Source organism: Anaerotignum lactatifermentans (genome assembly GCF_014982935.1).
GTDB lineage: Bacteria > Bacillota > Clostridia > Lachnospirales > Anaerotignaceae > Anaerotignum > Anaerotignum lactatifermentans.
On sequence record NZ_JADCKK010000015.1, the window covers coordinates 16,685 to 34,119 of the forward strand.

The 17,435-nt window shown below is 44.8% G+C and carries 15 protein-coding genes; 3 read left to right on the forward strand and 12 right to left on the reverse strand.

Features of this window, described 5'->3' with window-relative positions; all coding sequences use genetic code 11:
- Positions 1-51: 51 nt before the first annotated feature.
- The 11 genes from INF29_RS05645 to polA all read right to left on the reverse strand — a co-directional run bounded on the left by INF29_RS05645 (position 52) and on the right by polA (position 13,123).
- Positions 52-1,506 (reverse strand): stalk domain-containing protein, encoded by a 1,455-nt coding sequence (locus INF29_RS05645; protein ID WP_193485175.1) that lies wholly within the window; start codon positions 1,504-1,506, stop codon positions 52-54.
- 218 nt (positions 1,507-1,724) lie between these two features.
- Positions 1,725-3,101: a thioether cross-link-forming SCIFF peptide maturase gene (gene scfB, locus INF29_RS05650; protein WP_072852819.1), complete on the reverse strand. Its 1,377-nt coding sequence runs from the start codon at positions 3,099-3,101 to the stop codon at positions 1,725-1,727.
- Between the two features lie 105 nt (positions 3,102-3,206).
- Positions 3,207-3,347 carry a six-cysteine ranthipeptide SCIFF gene (gene scfA, locus INF29_RS05655; RefSeq protein ID WP_072852821.1) on the reverse strand — a complete coding sequence of 47 codons (141 nt, stop codon included), beginning with the start codon at positions 3,345-3,347 and terminating at the stop codon, positions 3,207-3,209.
- A 113-nt stretch (positions 3,348-3,460) separates the two neighbouring features.
- On the reverse strand, positions 3,461-4,861 hold the full coding sequence (locus INF29_RS05660) for an aminotransferase class I/II-fold pyridoxal phosphate-dependent enzyme (RefSeq protein WP_193485177.1): 1,401 nt from the start codon (positions 4,859-4,861) through the stop codon (positions 3,461-3,463).
- Positions 4,862-4,988: 127 nt separating this feature from the next.
- Positions 4,989-5,879: a ketopantoate reductase family protein gene (locus tag INF29_RS05665; protein WP_193485179.1), complete on the reverse strand. Its 891-nt coding sequence runs from the start codon at positions 5,877-5,879 to the stop codon at positions 4,989-4,991.
- Positions 5,876-6,544 carry an HAD family hydrolase gene (locus INF29_RS05670; RefSeq protein WP_193485181.1) on the reverse strand — a complete coding sequence of 223 codons (669 nt, stop codon included), beginning with the start codon at positions 6,542-6,544 and terminating at the stop codon, positions 5,876-5,878. The genes INF29_RS05665 and INF29_RS05670 overlap by 4 nt, the downstream gene beginning before the upstream one ends.
- Before the next feature lie 130 nt (positions 6,545-6,674).
- Entirely contained in the window at positions 6,675-7,640 is a 966-nt protein-coding gene (locus INF29_RS05675) for a galactose-1-phosphate uridylyltransferase (protein WP_072852315.1), read from the reverse strand.
- 18 nt (positions 7,641-7,658) lie between these two features.
- On the reverse strand, positions 7,659-9,269 hold the full coding sequence (locus tag INF29_RS05680; protein WP_193485182.1) for an ABC transporter substrate-binding protein: 1,611 nt from the start codon (positions 9,267-9,269) through the stop codon (positions 7,659-7,661).
- Positions 9,270-9,282: 13 nt separating this feature from the next.
- Complete coding sequence (locus tag INF29_RS05685) at positions 9,283-9,837, reverse strand: lytic transglycosylase domain-containing protein (RefSeq protein ID WP_087989472.1); 555 nt, start codon at positions 9,835-9,837, stop codon at positions 9,283-9,285.
- 15 nt (positions 9,838-9,852) lie between these two features.
- A complete protein-coding gene (gene coaE, locus INF29_RS05690) occupies positions 9,853-10,449 on the reverse strand; it encodes a dephospho-CoA kinase (RefSeq protein WP_193485184.1) in 597 nt (198 codons plus the stop codon).
- A 16-nt stretch (positions 10,450-10,465) separates the two neighbouring features.
- The gene (polA, locus tag INF29_RS05695) at positions 10,466-13,123 is read right to left on the reverse strand and encodes a DNA polymerase I (RefSeq protein WP_193485186.1); all 2,658 of its coding nucleotides are present in this window, start codon (positions 13,121-13,123) and stop codon (positions 10,466-10,468) included.
- Positions 13,124-13,317: 194 nt separating this feature from the next.
- Between polA and INF29_RS05700 the strand changes: the two genes are divergently transcribed.
- Positions 13,318-14,328 (forward strand): ABC transporter substrate-binding protein, encoded by a 1,011-nt coding sequence (locus INF29_RS05700; protein WP_193485188.1) that lies wholly within the window; start codon positions 13,318-13,320, stop codon positions 14,326-14,328.
- 149 nt (positions 14,329-14,477) lie between these two features.
- Here the strand turns inward: INF29_RS05700 and INF29_RS05705 are convergent, their stop codons facing one another.
- Complete coding sequence (locus INF29_RS05705; protein WP_193485191.1) at positions 14,478-15,131, reverse strand: MgtC/SapB family protein; 654 nt, start codon at positions 15,129-15,131, stop codon at positions 14,478-14,480.
- Positions 15,132-15,302: 171 nt separating this feature from the next.
- Here INF29_RS05705 and INF29_RS05710 point away from each other — a divergent pair, with 171 nt between their 5' ends.
- Entirely contained in the window at positions 15,303-16,190 is an 888-nt protein-coding gene (locus INF29_RS05710) for a LysR family transcriptional regulator (protein ID WP_022255142.1), read from the forward strand.
- Between the two features lie 178 nt (positions 16,191-16,368).
- Positions 16,369-17,391, forward strand: a complete 1,023-nt coding sequence (locus INF29_RS05715; RefSeq protein WP_193485193.1) for a YeiH family protein — start codon at positions 16,369-16,371, stop codon at positions 17,389-17,391.
- Positions 17,392-17,435 lie beyond the last annotated feature (44 nt).

The window sequence follows — 17,435 nt, forward strand, 5'->3', positions numbered from 1 at the left end:
GCTATCTTTATTCATATAAAACAATAATATACTGCTTTTTCTATACATCTATTAAGGCTGACAATTTTCGCAGGGACGGTACCCCTGAGAAATGGCTGCATCTCGGCTGTTCAAAGACACCTTATTACTGTCTTTCATTCGAGAAACAGAAGAGCATGAAGCACGATGGAATATTTTGGAATTTTTATTCCCAACATAAGTGACTGTTGTTTCTGCCATTGGCTTTGAGGGCTGTTCCGGTTGTGTAACCGGTTTCTGCACTGGAGTTGTTCCGTTAGATTTTGCACCCACATCAGAAAGTGTCAGTTTTTCCGTTGTATCGAAAGAAATCTGCTGTCCGTCTGTAGTCATGACAATATCACCTGAACGGAATGTTCCATAAACATCTGCGCCTGTATTCAGATAAGCAGACAGCGCTTCTTTATGAGGATGACCATAGGAATTATCAAGTCCTGCGGAAATGACTACATATTCCGGTTTTGTAGTCTGAAGGAACTGACTGCTGACAGAAGTTCTGGAACCATGATGCCCTGCTTTCAGCACATCCACATCAGAAAACAGACTGCTATTGGCATCTGCCACATCTGATGACAAATCTCCTGTAAATAATACTTCCACATCGCCATAGGTAAGCATGGTTACAACGCTGTTATCATTGGCGTTATCATAAACATCTGTAATGGGCAAAAATTCCAGTGTAGCCCCGCTGGGCAGTGTGATATTCTGTGCCGCTGTATCCGCAGCATAGTCTGCGCCTTCTGCCTGTACTTTATTATGGTAGGTTTGATATGTCTTTGTGCTGCTGGTTCTGCCGTTATCCACCACTTCTTCTATGGTGTACGCATCAAACACCGCAGGCAAACCGCCAATATGGTCAGCATCTTCATGACTGGCAACAACCACATCCAGATCGCCATCTACATAGTCTGAAAGATACTGCACAACCTTTGTCCCTTCTGCAGATACCCCTGCATCAATGAGGATTTCAAACTCGCCGTCGTTGATGAGTGCTGCGTCCCCCTGACCAACATCCAGAAAATGTACTTGAATGTCCCCATTTCCTGTTGTTTGTCCACCAGAAGTCACAACAACCGTATTGGTATCCCCATTCCACTGAACTTTGGCACCAAAACTTTCCAGCACCACACGAATGGGCAGATATGTTCTGCCATCCTGTATCAATGCAGCAGTATCATTTTCCACTTTCGTCCCATTGCGATAAATATAAGGCTGTCCAATGGGTACTTCCACCGTAATACCGTCTTTTTGGGCAATTGCCATCTGTTCGGTTCCATCCCAGGAAACTGTGCAACCATACGTTTCCATAGTTTGCCTAAAAGGAACTTTTGTTCTCCCAGCATCATCGACAAAAGGCGCGCCTGCTTCTTTTGTATATGCCACTTGTTTTCCATTGATTTCAACTTTCGTGGCTCCATCCGCATTGGTACAGTTTGGCACAGAAATCAACAAAGCCGCCACTAAAAGCAGTCCAATCTTCTTTTTCATCCTATCCCCTCCTTCGGTGCTTTGTCAGATTATATCACACTTTGCAATATGCTTCAATGTACTTTCAGGATTCTTTTCTTTTTTGTGCAAGTGCATTATAAAAACATATGTTCTTTTTGTTGACTTTGCATATAAGAACATATAGTCTGTTTTTTCCTGTAAAAAAAGCTGGAAATTTTCGATTGCTCAAAAATTTCCAGCTCATGATTTTCAGAAAATTATTCCTGTACCTGTTTTGCTACCTGAATCATGATGGCGCATTCCATACGTTTACGGAACAACTGACAGCCATATTCATATACGCCTGCAATATCCCCTGTTGCATGGTAAGCATTTGCAGCACAGCCACCGGAACAGTACAGTTTTGCCCAGCAGTCTTTACAGTCGGGACGTGCATAAGCATTGCATTTACGGAATTTATCCTGCACTTCTGGATGGGTAACGCCTTTCCAGATATCTCCCAGACTATAAGCAGGGTCACCTACGAACTGATGGCAAGGGAACAGTTCTCCCCAAGGAGTAACAGCCATGTATTCTGTACCACTGCCACAGCCGGTTACACGTTTATATACACAAGGACCGCCTGTCAGGTCGATCATGTAATGATAGAAAGTGATGGGCTTACCTTCTTTTTCTCTGCGGAGCATATCTTTTGCCAGAATTTCATACTGTTCAAAAAGTACAGGCAGATCTGCTTCTGTCAGTGCGTAAGGTTCCTTGGGATCACAAACAACGGGTTCCATGGACAGTTCTGTGAAGCCTAAGTCTGCCATATGGAAAATATCCTTTGTGAAATCAATGTTGTCATGTGTGTAAGTACCACGTACATAGTAGCCAGTGTTGTTTCTGCTCTGAACAAACTTCTGGAACTTAGGCACGATTACATCATAGCTGCCGTGACCGCCAACAGTGCGGCGCAGTCTATCATGAACTTCTTTTCTGCCGTCCAGACTCAGTACCACGTTATGCATTTCTTTGTTTGCAAATTCGATGACATCATCATCAACCAGCAGACCGTTGGTAGTCAGTGTGAAACGGAAGTTTTTGTTGTGTTCTTTTTCCACACTGCGGGCATAATTTACCAGCTGTTTCACCACATCCCAGTCCATGAGGGGTTCGCCGCCGAAAAAGTCCACTTCCAGATTTCTTCTGCTGCCAGAGTTGGCAATGAGGAAATCCAGAGCCTGTTTGCCCACTTCAAAACTCATGAGAGCACGTTCCCCCTGATATTTGCCCTGACTTGCAAAACAGTAATCACATGTCAGGTTGCAGGTGTGTGCTACATGAAGGCACAGTGCTTTAATGTCGTTGTTCTTCATTTTGAAATTTGCCGCAATGTCTGCGTACAGATCTTCTGTAAAGAGTTTGCCTGTTTTCTTCAGTTCTTCTACCCCTTCCAGAATATCCGCGATTTCTTCGGCTGTTACTTCTGGATTATCTGCGTATTTTTCCAGAATCTCCTTTGTGATTTCTTCTTTTGTATGTCCTTCATACATACCGATGATGTCGTATGCCACATCATCCACAACATGCACGGAGCCGCTGTAAACGTCCAGCACAATGTTGTAACCGTTTAACTTGTACTGATGAATCATAAAAATCCTCTTTCTATTTTATATACTATTTGATCCGAAGCCATCTTCGGGATTATGCGTAAAAAGTCGCCGCCCGAAACGGGCAGCGACTTATCCTGTCGCTTCTTATTTGTTTTCGCACTGCTGGTTTGCAACACCACAAGAAGTTTTGCAAGCAGACTGACAGGATGTCTGGCATTCGCCACAGCCGCCGTGTTTAACACTTGCAGCCAGATCACGGGTATTCAATGTCTGAATGTGTTTCATGTATATCACCCCTTTGCTTTTACGGACGTCTTTTCCTTTAAGACATACCTGTTCGTATTCTATCACAAAAAATGTCGTGTTTCAAGTTTGAACCAAAAAATGTCACATCATTCCTAAAAACGCACACGAATCCATCCATCTTTTGCAAAAGCGCACTGGACATTGACGCCGTTTTTCTGCATATAAAAAGCCTGTGCCAATACTTCTTCCGAAATCCGTTCCCCTGGTGCAACAAGAGGAATTCCAGGTGGATACGCCCAAAGAAAATCTGCCGCAATTTTTCCAAGACTGTCTTGTAGCATTACCTCTGTTGTTTCTCCCTGCAAAGCCTCTTCCATACCGCATACTATCTGCGGAAGCACCATCTGCCCTTTCGCCAATGGCTGTTTTACCGGCATTACTTCTTTGTCAATTTCCAGCATGGCTTTTGCCAGCCGTTCCATTCCTTCGTCTGTATCGAAAATGCTGGTCATTGCCAATGTATGCAGAGATAAAGACATTTCCATTTCCAACTCATATCTCTCCCGCAGGATGTCAGAAAGTTCCACCCCTGACAGATTGCAGTTTCCTGTAAAAAAGAGGAGTTTTCCCCTGTCATGACCAAACACAAAAGAAGAATTTTCCGGCTGATACAGCCTGATATGTTTCAGTTTCTCCATTTTTTCATAAAAAGATGCCAATCTTTTTTCATAAGCCGCAAAAAGACTTTCTCTCTCCCGTTCCAGTAAAGAAATGCATCCATCCATTTCCGCCATGAATACATAAGAAGGGCTACTGGTCTGGAATACAGAAAGTTGTCTGCCAACTTCTGTCGCATCCACCTGTTCTGTGCAGACATGCAAAATAGCTGTCTGGGTGGGACAAGGCAATGTTTTGTGCAGACTCTGCACCACCACATCAGCCCCCAAATGGACTGCCGTATCTGGAAATCCTTCACCAAAACCCAAATGAGCGCCATGGGCTTCATCCACCAGAAGGTATGCCCCATACCGATGGGCAATTTTCGCAATTTCCGCAATATCACTGACGACACCTTCATAGGTGGGACTTGTGAGAATCACAAGCTTGCAGTCAGGATGTTCCTGCAAGTGTTTCTCTACAGTTTCTGGCTGAATACTGCCGGAAATCTGCATTTCTTCCACCCATGCCGCCTGCATATATACGGGATGCAAACCACACAATTCCACAGCATGATATACTGCCCGATGGCACCCTCTTGCCATCAAAACTTTGTCACCGCGCTTTGTCAAAGCCCGAATGCCTGCCAAAAGTCCAGCACTGCTGCCATTTACCAGAAAAAAACTTTTTCTGCTGCCCCAAAGTTTTGCTGCCCGTTCCATGGCTTCCGCCAGAATGCCTTCCGCGTGGTGAAGATTATCAAAACCATCAATTTCCGTAATATCTAAATCATAAGGAAACAGGCTGCCCGGCTGTTTCTGCCGTTTATGTCCCGGCATATGAAAAGGGTACGCATTTCCTGCTCCGTATGTTTTCAGTCGTTCTCGTAAATCCATCTTGGTTCCTCCTGTTCTTCCTCCGATTATACCGTATCCGCTACAAACTGAAAAGCAAAACAAAAAGAACCGTCCAAATTTCCATAAAAAAATCTTTCTCCAAAAATATGAAGAAAGACTTTTTTCTTTAAGAGTACATTGCTTCTTTCGCGCGAATCAAAGCATATAAAGTTTCATTGACAGGTGTCGGCACACCATATTTTTTGCCAAGTTCCACAAGTTTCCCAGAGAAGGATGCCACTTCTGTCAATCGGTGGGCTTCCACATCCTGCAGCATAGAGCATTTTCCCGCAGGACTCCATTTATGCACACTTTCCCCAGCGGCAGTTACATCTGCCGGATGAAGGTCTACACCTGCCGCTTCTGCAACAGCAACCACTTCAGACATAGCAGACAGTGCCATTTGCATAACAGGTTCTTTCTGCTGAAAATCGCCGTAAGTGGCACCCAAAACAGCAGAAACCTGATTGGTACCCACATTGATCATCCATTTCCGCCACTGACGTCTGGTAATATCTGCACAAATCTGGCAGGAAATTCCCCAGGAAAGCAGGGCTTCTTTTATGGCTTCCAATACCGCTTCTTCTGCATCACCAATCTGAATAAGGAATGTTTCTCCGCAGAACAGTTCATTGCCAATTTTTCTGGCATCTACATAAACCACCGCAGTCAAAACTGTATTTTCCGGAAAAGCTTCCTGCAGTTCTTCTGAAGCAGAAATACCGTTCATCAAAGGCATCAGGATGGTATTGGGGCCAACATAATCCCTCAGTTCTGCAATGGCTGCTTTCAGCTGCGTATTTTTCAATCCTACCATGAGCAGATCAGGATAAGAACCTTTTTCCCAGATCTTCGGGAAGAATGTTTCCCCACGGGTAAGCAGTCCTTCTTTTTCCATACGTTCCCGTCTTGCACCATGGACAATGACTTTAATCTTATCCAGATTTTCTCTCTGTCTGCACAGCAGGCTGCCCCCAACGGAGCCTGCGCCAAATAAAGCAGCCTGTTCTATCTTCATGCATTTTCCTCCTCATTCACCGGAAATGTACTTACATTGACTTTTGTAAAATCGTCTGTCACTTTATCTGCCAGAGAAAGATCCTGTTTCCCACTGGTAGGGTTTTTATATGCCAGTACCCACATACCTGCGGCTTTTGCGGCACGGATACCATTGGTGGAATCTTCAATGACAAAGCAGTTTTCCGGTGCTGCCCCCAACTGTCTTGCAGCTTCCAGAAAAACATCCGGTTCCGGTTTGCTCTTAGGCACCTCTTCTCCGCTGACGATTTTGTCGAAATATGGCAGCAGCCCAATGGTTTCCAGTATCCAGCGAATTAGCCCCGGATCTGTGGAAGATGCCAGCGCAACAGGATAGCCTGCCGCGTGAATGTTTTCCAGCAGTTCTTTGGTGCCTTTAATGGCATGGGCATTGCTTTCCACAAACATCCTGCGCACAACACCTTCCCGGTATGCCATCATTTCTTCCGGTGTTGCCTGCACATGAAAAGCTTCCTGATACATAGGAAAACGCACAGGGTTTGTGGTTCCTGCAAAAGGTTCCACATCCGCTCTGGTCAGCTGCACACCAAAATGCGCCAGTGTTTCCAGATCAGCGTCATAATGGACAGGCTGGCTATCAATGAGCACACCGTCCATATCAAAAATAAAAGCATGTTTTTTCAAATGAAATCCCCCTCTCTTTGCAGTTCGATTATAACGAAAAAAATGGATTCTGAAAAGAATTTTTTTTGCAGAAAAAAACAGGGATGGATTTTTCCTGCAAAATCCTCCCTGTCTGTAAGTAAAATCAAATCTATGCTTCCGTTTCTTCCTCATCGCCCCGATAATAGGCTGCCGCGTCTTCCGGACGAACGGTATTGATAAAGCAATCTGTGGCGTTTTCAAATCCAGCAAATCCGCCAATACGAGGCAAAATCTGCAAATGCCAATGGAAATCTCCAAATTTCGGGCTATCCATCAAGCAGAGGTTATACCCCACATCCTGCCGCAGCTTCGCAACCTTCGGCAACAGAACATACAGCATTTCTGCCAGATCTGACATTTCTTCCGCTGTCAATTCTCCAAAAGCTTTGCGGTGCGCTTTGGGCATTACCCAAACTTCATAAGGATAACGGGATGCATAAGGCGTAATGGCAAGAAATGTTTTATTTTCATAAGCAATCCGTTTTTTCTGTTCCTGTTCATGAAGCAGCATTTCGCAGAAACGGCAGCTTTTTCCCATACCTAAATCCATCATTTTACGGATACGTTCCGGCACAATGGGAACCCCCACCAATTGCCAATGAGAATGCTGGATGCTCATACCGGCTTCCGCACCGCAGTTTTTGAATATCTGGACATACTCCGTATTTTCTTCTGCCCGAATGCTCACATAGCGCATGCGCAGAGCCATCAACACTTCCTGCATATGGTTGAGCGAAAATTCGTCGATGGTTTCTCCATGGGTTGGCGTATCTACCAACACTTCATGACGTCCTGTACCAACGGTCTGCTCATAAAATGATTCTCTTTCACTATAAAATCCACTGGCACTGACTGCCGGATACATATTGGGAAACACACGGATGCTCCAGACACCATCAGCACCATCCTGATAAACAGCAGGTGTTGTCCAGCTTTCATGTCCTCTGCAAAAAGGACATTTTTCCCCGGTTTTCCGCTCCGGCTTTGACCAAGTAAATTCATAAGGTCTGTTTTTTCTGTTTTCTGCGTATAGGGTCCATTCTCCCGTAAAAGGATTTCTTCGGAATTCTGACATATTCTCACACCCCTGTTATCATCCTTTTTGCTGTAATGTCCAATATTCGATACCATCAAACACGTTGATTCGTGTGGGATGGATTTCACCGCCTACATAAGAAGAAGTCAGCAAAACATCCTGTCTGTAAGCAATACTCACATAAGGCAGTTCTTCCGCCAGTTTCTTTTGCAGGTTACTGTATGCCAGCAGTGTCTGCCCTTCCCCGATGGCACTATTTGCTGTCTGCAGCAGCTGATCCACTTCTTCGTTAGAATAGCCGATATAGTTATAATCGCCATCAGTCACAAAGAATGGTGCCAGATTCAATACTTCTGACATTTTCCAGCCGCCTACCACCAGATCAAAGTCTCCTGATGCAAATTTTTCACTGTAAACATCATAGGGCTGGGCGTCAATGGTCACTTCAAACCCAATGGCTTCCAGTTCTTCTTCCATACGGCTTGCAATCTGATTGCGTGCTGTATTTTCTTTATTTACCAGCATGGTGATGCGCAATTCCTCTTTTGTGCCGTTTTCCTTTTCTTTCTCCAGCACACCATCATTGTTTGAGTCTGCCCAGCCTGCGTTTTTCAAAAGCGTAGACGCCATAGACGCATCGTAATTATAAGGCGCCACATTTTCCTCATACAACCAAGATGCCGGACTGACGGGTGTATTGCTCATTTCCGCATATTTCAGATACACGCTTTCATAGATATAATCCTTTGGCACCACATAGGCCACTGCCTGCCGCAGGTTTTTATCCTGAAACAGATCTCTGCCAAAATTGAAACCGATAAAGTCATAAACACCAGCATCAAAGGCAGTTCCTTTCATTTTATCATCGGCAGCCAGATATCTGCCGGCTGATGTAGAGTCTGTCACCATGGTATCCAAAATACCCTGACTAAAGGAATAATCATCTGTATCGGCACTGCCTGTGATTTTTACCGTAATTGTGGAAATATTCGGCACGGTACCGCTGTAGCTTTCATTGGGCACCAGAACCATGGAGGAAGCCATGGTATAGCTTTCCATGCGATAAGGACCATTCCCTACCGGATTCATATTGGCAGCGCTATCCATTTCTGTCTGCCCCTGATAATGGGCAGCTGGAATAATAGGGAAATACAATGCTGAAATGTTATTGCTGAATGCTTCCCTAAAGTTGACAGTTACACTGTAGGTACCTGTCTTGGTGCAGGAAGCTACATAATTGGTCACATTTTTATATACGGCATCCTCCTCTGACCCTACAATGGTATCATAAGAAAATACCACATCATCGGCAGTCAGGCTGGTACCGTCTGTCCATTTGATGTTTTGCTTCAGGTTTACTGCCAAGCTCATACCATCTGCGGAAAGCGTCCAGTTTTCTGCAACGCCGCCTTCCGGTTTTCCGTTTTCCCCCTGTCCAATAAAGGGCAGAAACATCAGTTTCAAAATACGGTCAACGGATTCATCCCGATTCCGCAGAGGATTCAATGTTTCCGGCACACGCATGGAAAGGGTCAGACCGCTCGCTGCCGCTGTCTGGGCATCTTCCCCGGCAGTGACTGAAAAATCTCCTGTTGTACTTTCACCGCCGCTGCAGGCTGTCAAAAGGAAAACAGCCGTCAATGCCAAAGCCCATATTCTCTTTTTCATGCCATTTTCCTCCTTACACACCATAACGCCACTGGTACACCTGCTGCATCAGGGTCACTTTCTTCACATACTGATCTGTTTCCGCATAGGGGATTTCCTCCAGCGTCAGACCATCTGCACTTTTTTCCTCATCTGCCAGCCACTGGGCAACTTTATTGTGTCCCGCATTATATGCCGCCAGACAAGTAGGGGTATTTCCATTGAATTTCTCATGGAGCCAATGCAGATACCAACAACCAATCTGGATATTTTCGTCCGGGTCCATCACATTCAGATTTTCCGCATCCATACCGTCAATCTGCTGGGCTGCCCATACCGCCGTATCATCGCTGATCTGCATAAGACCTTTACTGCCTGCGTGAGATACTGCCTGCGGGTCATATCCACTTTCACAGAAGATCACAGCATACACCAAAGAAGGCTCTACCTGATACTGTGATGCGTATTTGTCCACATATTCCTCGTATTCCAACGGCACGAACCGCGGAACCACCACAAAATATCCGATTGCTGCCACAACACAGAGAAAAAACACCAGTGACAGCAATTTTTTCAAAAATCGAATCATGTTTTCTTCACCTGTTTATTCTTGTAATGTTTTCCATGCCAGAGCAAGCTGCTCCTGCAAATGGGCAAGGTCGCCGCTGTTGTCCAAAACAACGTCGGACAATGCTTTATATTCTTCCCAAGATTTCTGGTTGGCAATGCGCGCCATAGCAAGTTCATGGCTGACACCATCTCGTTCCATAACTCTCTGGGCACGGACTTCCGCATCGGCGTAAACCACCCAAACGGCATCGCAGAATTTTTCCAGACCTACTTCAAAGAGCAGCGGTGCATCCAATACAATGCAGGAAGCAGTTCCTTCTGCCTTTGCCTGTTCAATCTGCGCTTTCATTTCTGCCACAATATATGTATGGGTGCAGCGGTTAAGAAACGCCAGTTTTTCTTCATCGTGAAAAACAATTTCTCCCAGCTTCTTGCGGAAAATGGTTCCATCTTCCTGCAAAATATCTTTGCCGAAATATGCCACAATTTCCTCATAGGCAGGTTTGCCTACCTCAACAATCTGGCGGCTCACTAAATCCGCGTCTACAATCACAGCACCCATTTCTTTCAAAAAGCGGCTGACAACGCTTTTGCCGCTGCCAGTACCGCCAGTCAATCCAATGACTTTCATGTTCTATCCCTCTTTTTTATTTGGCATCCAACCAGTTCTGTCCCTCATGGACATCCACGTCCAAAGGCACAGACAAAGCCACTGCCTGTTCCATATTTTCTTTCAGAATTTTTGCTACAGCTTCTTTTTCTTCCAAAGCTGTTTCGATGAGCAGTTCGTCGTGTACCTGCAAAATCAGGCGGGAACGGAATCCCCCTTCTTTCAGGGCACGATGGACTTTCACCATGGCAATTTTGATAATATCAGCGGCACTGCCCTGAATAGGCATATTCATTGCCACTCTTTCCCCAAAGGAACGCTGTACAAAATTGCCGCTCTGCAGTTCCGGCATGGCACGTCTGCGATGGAAAATAGTAGAAACATATCCCTGTTCTGTGGCTTCTTTGATCATCCGTTCCTGATATTCCTTGATTTTCGGATACTTGGTAAAGTATGCGGCAATATACTGTTCCGCTTCTTTTCTGGTGATACCCAGATCCTGACTCAGGCTGAAAGAGCCGATACCGTAAACAATACCGAAGTTTACTGCCTTTGCATTGCTTCTCTGGAGAGGTGTCACTTCGTCAAAAGGCACATGGAACACCTGAGAAGCTGTCAGGCGATGGATATCCTGCTGATGGCGGAAAGCATCAATGAGGGTTTCATCCCCTGCAATGTGCGCCAATACACGCAGTTCAATCTGAGAGTAGTCTGCATCCAGGAAGCAGAATTCATCAGAAGTGGGCACAAATACCCGACGCAGTTCCCGTCCCAATTCCAGACGCACAGGGATATTCTGCAGATTGGGTTCTGTGGAACTGATACGTCCTGTGGCTGTAATGGTCTGGTTAAAAGTAGAGTAAATCTTATCTGTCTTTTCATCCATCACTGCCAACAAGCCGTCAGCATAAGTGCTTTTCAGTTTTGCCAGCTGTCTGTAATAGAGAATTTTTTCTACGATAGGCGCATCATTTTTCAGTTTTTCCAGTACGTCGGCGGCGGTGGAATAACCGGTTTTGGTCTTTTTGCCGCCTTTCAGACCCATTTTTTCAAAAAGAATCACACCCAGCTGTTTGGGAGAATTCAAATTAAATTCTTCTCCGGAAAGTTCATAGATTTCCTTTGTGATGGTTTCAATGCTTTCGCCCAGCTGTTTCTGGTACGCCAAAAGTGCCTGTCGGTCTACCTTCATGCCCCAGCGTTCCATATCCGCCAATACATACAACAAGGGCATTTCTACTTCGTAAAACAGTTCTTCCTGTTCATTTTCCTTGATTTTTTCCGCCATGATCTGTTTGCTGCGGAAAGCAACTTCTGCCTGTCTAGCAGCAAAAGCAACACGTTCCCCTTCCGGCAGGCTTTCCAAAGGCTGTTTGCTTCTGCCTTTACCCAGCACTTCCTCCGCGGAAGGATAGACTTCCTCCAGAAAATCCCTTGCCAGATCGTCATATTCATAAGAATTGCCTGTAGGGTTCAGCAGATAAGCCGCCAAGGCTGTATCGAAAGAGGCATGGATTTCTTCCACACCAAAAGGAGCCACCGTATGGATATCCCGTTTTACGTCGTGACCGATTTTCACCATATCCTTTGTGGTAAAGAAATCTTTGGCGCAGTCTGCCAAAGTCTGGGGAGGCAATTCTTCTGTGATTTCCAGAAAAACACCTTCTCCTGCATTCTGGCAAACAGACATGCCTTTCCATGCACCATCGTCTACCAGCAGGATATAAGCTGTTTCTTTTTGTTCCAGATTATCAAAGAAGTTTTTCGCTTCCTCCGCTGTTGTGATGTGAGTGAAAGCTGTTTCCACTGTTTCTGTCTGGGTTGTTTTCTGTTCAAAACGGGAAAACATGCTTTTAAATTCCAGACGTTTAATCAGTTCATAAGCTTCCGGTGTGAAAATATCAGCTGTTGTCATTTTGGAAAGATCCAGTTCCAAAGGCATATCCCGAATGATAGTAGCCAAGTATTTGCTCAGTCTTGCCTGTTCCTGAAACTCTGTCAGATTTTCTGAAGCCTTTTTGGGCTTGATTTCTGCCGCGTGAGCAATGGCATTTTCGATGTCATGGTACTGCTGGATAATCTTCACAGCGGTTTTTTCACCAATGCTGGGCACACCGGGAATATTATCGGAAGCATCCCCCATAAGGGCTTTTACGTCGATAAATTCCAAAGGTGTCACGCCATATTTTTCCATAACGTCTTTTGCGTAGTAATCTTCAGTTTCTGTGCGTCCGCCTTTTGTTTTGGGAATCCGCACTTTCAGGGTTTCTCCGGCAATCTGCAACAAGTCCCTGTCACCGGAAACCACAACAGGAATCAGCCCTGCATCCTCTGCCTTTTTGGAAAGACTGCCCAGAATGTCATCGGCTTCATAGCCTTCCTGTTCGTAGATGGGAATATGCATAGCAGTAAGGACTTCCTTCAGCAAAGGCATCTGCTCCCGCAGTTCCTCGGGCATCCCCTTTCGGGTACCCTTATATCCATCAAAAGTCTTATGCCGGAATGTGGGCGCATGCATATCAAATGCCACTGCCAGATAATCCGGCTGGTCTTCATCTAACAATTTGAATAAAATATTGAAAAAACCATAGACCGCATTGGTGTAGCGTCCTTCTGCGTTTGTCAGCAGAGGAACCCCATAAAATGCACGGTTTATGATACTGTTGCCGTCAATGAGCATGATTTTTTCAGCCATATTGACCTCCTTATTTCTTCGGATTTCCGGAAAATGCCCAGAAACCTCCATAGTAAACTTTATTATACACCAAAAAGGAAAGAAAAGTATGACAAACTCCGAAAAAAATTTTTACAAAAAAAGAACGAAAGACAACTTACATTTTTCTCTCCATGGCATAAGCTATAAAAACAGAATGATTCAGGGGGAAAAACATGAAAAAACAAATGGCAATCCTAACAGCGGCTGTACTGACCATTGGCTGTGCCGCCGGATGCAGCCAGCAGGAAGCATCCGCAGACTTAACACCTGTTCGGCTCAATGAGGTGGTACATTCCGTATTTTACGCACCGCAATATGTGGCGCAGGAGCTTGGCTTTTTTGAAGAAGAAGGGCTGGATGTAACCGTTTCTGTTGGCAATGGCGCAGACAAATCCATGACTGCCCTCCTCTCCGATTCGGCAGACATTGCCCTTTTGGGTACGGAAGCTGGGCTGTATGTCTGCAACGAAGGCAAGGAAGCCTATCCCAAAGCCTTTGCACAGCTGACACAAAAAGCAGGGAATTTCCTGGTATCCCGAACACCTTCTCCTGACTTCCAGTGGACTGATCTGGAAGGAAGCGATGTCATCGGCGGCAGATTAGGCGGCATGCCGGAGTTGGTACTGGAATATGTACTGCGTCAGAACGACATGGAACCTTTCACCGATGTGGAAATTGTCAATAATATTGACTTCACTTCCACAGCCGGGGCATTTACCGGCGGTATTGGTGACTATACTGTAGAATTTGAACCTACTGCAACAGCCCTGCAAAACAGCGGCGCTGGGTATATCGTTGCTTCTCTTGGAGCTGCCTGCGGTGAAATCCCTTACACGGTTTACATGGCAAATGATGCCTATATGCAGGAAAATCCAGAAGTCATAGAAGCTTTCACCCGTGCCATCTACCGTGGACAGCAATGGGTAGATACCCACACAGCGGCAGAAATTGCGGAAGTCATCCTGCCTCAGTTCCCTGATTCTGATTTGGAAACACTCACATCCATTCTGGAACGGTATCAGGCACAGGATACATGGAAAACAGACCCCACTTTCTCCCAGGAAAGCTATGAACGCCTGCAAGATATCATGGAGCAGGGCGGCGAACTGGAAAGCAGAGTGCCTTTTGAAGATTTCGTAGACAATTCTTTTGTGGAAAAAGTCACAGCAGCTGATCTTTCCTAAGCAAGAATCCTTTATATGAAAAACAAAAAGCTGGAATCCTTACATTAGAAAAGATTCCAGCTTTCTTATGTTTCCATGATTTTACAGTTCCGGCACAAGCAAAACAATGTTTTCTAAATAAAAACCTGCTTTTAAATTAAATGCCGTTTTTATAAACTAAAGCCTTTCACCTGGGGGTTTTTCGATAACATTTCTGCCAGTTCTGCGCAATTCGCATCATTATCCCTGCTGACCTGAAGGGTTACCGTAACCGTTTGGTCTTCATGCTTCTCCATGCGGATATTATGAATCATGATTTTCCGAATGGCAAGTTCCCGTTTGACCAAATCCAAACCATCTGCCAGTTCCGCATGGAATGTCACAGAAATGGTTTCATAAACGGGACCATCCCACTTTTTCAGCACATTATGCATGATGACCTGAATAGCAAGAACCAGAATGGTTGTAGAAATCCCCACAACATACAGCCCACCGCCAATGGCAAGCCCTGCGCCGGCTGTGGTCCAGATGCCCGCGGCTGTGGTCAATCCGCGGATAGATACGCCACGCACAAAAATGACACCTGCGCCCAGGAACGAAATCCCCGTAATAACATTGGCAGCAATTCTGGATGCGTCTACAGTAATATCCCGATAAGCCAATACGTCAAAAAAGGCATATTTCGATACAATCATCATCATAGAAGCCCCTAAAGCCACCAGAATATGCGTCCGAATACCAGCTTCCTTTCTTCTTCGGCTGCGCTCAAAACCGATCACACCGCCACAGATACAGGAGATCACAAGCCGCAATACAAATTCCATTTCCCTTCCAATAGCAAAAGAAATATATTCCCAGAGCATATTCTCACCCCGTTTCAAAAGTCCTGCACTTTATTGTATTGATTATATCAGTTTTTCATGATAAAATCAAATTATATTCTTTTGTGATTATATAAAATTTTGTAATATTTTTTTTGAAGGCAGGTGAAATTTATGATCGACGCAAAATTAACCACATTACTGACACTCATCGAAGCCCAGAGCTATACAAAAGCAGCCCAGATGCTTTCTTTGACACAGCCGGCAGTAAGCCAGCATATTCGCGGATTGGAGCAGGAATACGGCATCAAAATCTTTTTGAAAGGCACCAAAGGAATGGTACTGACACCAGAGGGTAAGATTCTGGAAAAATATGCCCGTCGAGAAAAAGCCCTTTACTCCAATCTGCTCAATGATTTTGAAGCATACCGCAACGGTGTCAACCGTTTTGTCATTGGCATTACTCCTTCTGCGGAAGAAAATATCGTACCTCGTGTCATTGCCACATACTGCAACCAATATCCCGATACCAAAATCACCATACTGACAGATACCATTCGAAACATCACCAACAAATTAAAGGCTTATGAAGTAGATATTGCCATTGTAGAAGGTCATATTCCGGACAAAGGACTGACTTCTATATTATTGGATACCGATTATCTCTGTCTGATTGTATCGCCGGATCATCCCTTTGCAGACCGGAAAGATGTTTCTCTGGAAGAAGTCAAAAAAGAACGTCTTATTGTCCGCCCCAGAGGTGCCGGCACCCGTCATATGTTCGAAACCTATCTGGAAGGCTGTGGGGAAAGCCTGCAAAACTTCCATGTTATTTTGGAAATCGACAGCGTTTCTACTATTAAAGATTTGGTACAATCCAATCTGGGTGTATCTGTTATTGCCCACTCCACCTGTATTTCCGAAGAACGCAGCGGACGTCTGAAAGTCATTCCCATCGTCAATTTCCAGACATTCCGTGAAATCAATCTGGTATGCCGAGAGGATTTCAGCCAAAAACAGCTGTTGGATGAGCTTTGTAATATCTATCGTACCTGTATGTAAAAAACAAGTAAAATTACCGCCAAAAAAGACATTTTTTCAAATGTCTTTTTTGTTTTATTAATAATTTAATATTATTGTTAAATAATTATTAATAATTTTTCATTATTGTTATTTTATGTTATACTAAACACAACAAAAAGATTGGTTGAATTTTCCAGAATAAAAAGGAGTTGCGATTATGTTACAAGTAAAAGAAAAAATTCCCGGCGTACTGTTATGTTTTTTGCTTGCACTGCCATGCTGGTGGCTAGGGCATAAGCTTCCTGTGATTGGTGCTCCCGTTTTTGCCATCGTTCTTGGGATGATCCTCACACAGATTTTCCGTCAAAAAGGAATGTTCCAGAAAGGCATTCAATACACATCCAAAAAGATTCTGCAGTATGCAGTTATTCTGCTTGGTTTCGGGCTGAACCTGTCTGAGATTGCAATGGTTGGCGCAACTTCTTTGCCCATCATCGTTTCCACCATTGCTACATCCCTGATCGTATCTTATGTCCTGCATCGCTTGATGCATATGGATGAAAACAGCTCCATCCTCATCGGCGTTGGTTCCTCCATCTGCGGCGGTTCTGCCATTGCGGCAACAGCCCCTGTTATTGACGCCAACGACGAAGAAATCGCACAGGCAATTTCCGTTATCTTCCTGTTCAACGTACTGGCTGCCCTGATCTTCCCCTCTCTGGGCGGTGCACTGGGTCTGACAAACGAAGGCTTCGGTCTTTTCGCAGGGACTGCTGTCAACGATACCTCTTCCGTAACTGCAGCTGCTGCTGCATGGGATGGCATGCACCCCGGCGCAAACACATTGGAAATTGCAACCATTGTAAAACTGACTCGTACACTGGCAATCATTCCGATCACACTGTTCTTGGCATTTTACAAAGCAAGAAGCAAAAAAACAGAGGCTTATGGCGGTTCTTATGAATTGAAAAAGATCTTCCCCTTCTTCATTCTCTTCTTCGTCCTTGCCTCCATCATCACTACTCTGTGCACCATGGGCGGTGTAGACAGCAGCGTTTTCAATCCTTTGAAAACATTATCCAAATTCTTTATCGTCATGGCAATGATGGCTATCGGTTTCAACACCGATATCGTAAAGCTTGTAAAATCCGGCGGAAAACCTATCTTCATGGGTCTGTGCTGCTGGATCTGCATCTCCTTGGTAAGCTTGGGAATGCAGGTAGCTTTGGGCTTACACTAATCCCTCTTATTCTCCTATTAAAAAAAGAAAGATTCCGGCAAATT

Excerpts from the sequence above, each read along its gene's own strand:
- INF29_RS05685 (WP_087989472.1), bottom strand. The coding sequence starts at position 9,837 with ATGATTCGATTTTTGAAAAAATTGCTGTCACTGGTGTTTTTTCTCTGT.
- scfB (WP_072852819.1), bottom strand. The coding sequence starts at position 3,101 with ATGATTCATCAGTACAAGTTAAACGGTTACAACATTGTGCTGGACGTT.
- INF29_RS05710 (WP_022255142.1), top strand. The coding sequence starts at position 15,303 with ATGATCGACGCAAAATTAACCACATTACTGACACTCATCGAAGCCCAG.
- INF29_RS05680 (WP_193485182.1), bottom strand. The coding sequence starts at position 9,269 with ATGAAAAAGAGAATATGGGCTTTGGCATTGACGGCTGTTTTCCTTTTG.
- INF29_RS05675 (WP_072852315.1), bottom strand. The coding sequence starts at position 7,640 with ATGTCAGAATTCCGAAGAAATCCTTTTACGGGAGAATGGACCCTATAC.
- INF29_RS05660 (WP_193485177.1), bottom strand. The coding sequence starts at position 4,861 with ATGGATTTACGAGAACGACTGAAAACATACGGAGCAGGAAATGCGTAC.
- INF29_RS05665 (WP_193485179.1), bottom strand. The coding sequence starts at position 5,879 with ATGAAGATAGAACAGGCTGCTTTATTTGGCGCAGGCTCCGTTGGGGGC.
- polA (WP_193485186.1), bottom strand. The coding sequence starts at position 13,123 with ATGGCTGAAAAAATCATGCTCATTGACGGCAACAGTATCATAAACCGT.
- INF29_RS05645 (WP_193485175.1), bottom strand. The coding sequence starts at position 1,506 with ATGAAAAAGAAGATTGGACTGCTTTTAGTGGCGGCTTTGTTGATTTCT.
- INF29_RS05715 (WP_193485193.1), top strand. The coding sequence starts at position 16,369 with ATGTTACAAGTAAAAGAAAAAATTCCCGGCGTACTGTTATGTTTTTTG.
- coaE (WP_193485184.1), bottom strand. The coding sequence starts at position 10,449 with ATGAAAGTCATTGGATTGACTGGCGGTACTGGCAGCGGCAAAAGCGTT.
- INF29_RS05700 (WP_193485188.1), top strand. The coding sequence starts at position 13,318 with ATGAAAAAACAAATGGCAATCCTAACAGCGGCTGTACTGACCATTGGC.
- scfA (WP_072852821.1), bottom strand. The coding sequence starts at position 3,347 with ATGAAACACATTCAGACATTGAATACCCGTGATCTGGCTGCAAGTGTT.
- INF29_RS05705 (WP_193485191.1), bottom strand. The coding sequence starts at position 15,131 with ATGGAATTTGTATTGCGGCTTGTGATCTCCTGTATCTGTGGCGGTGTG.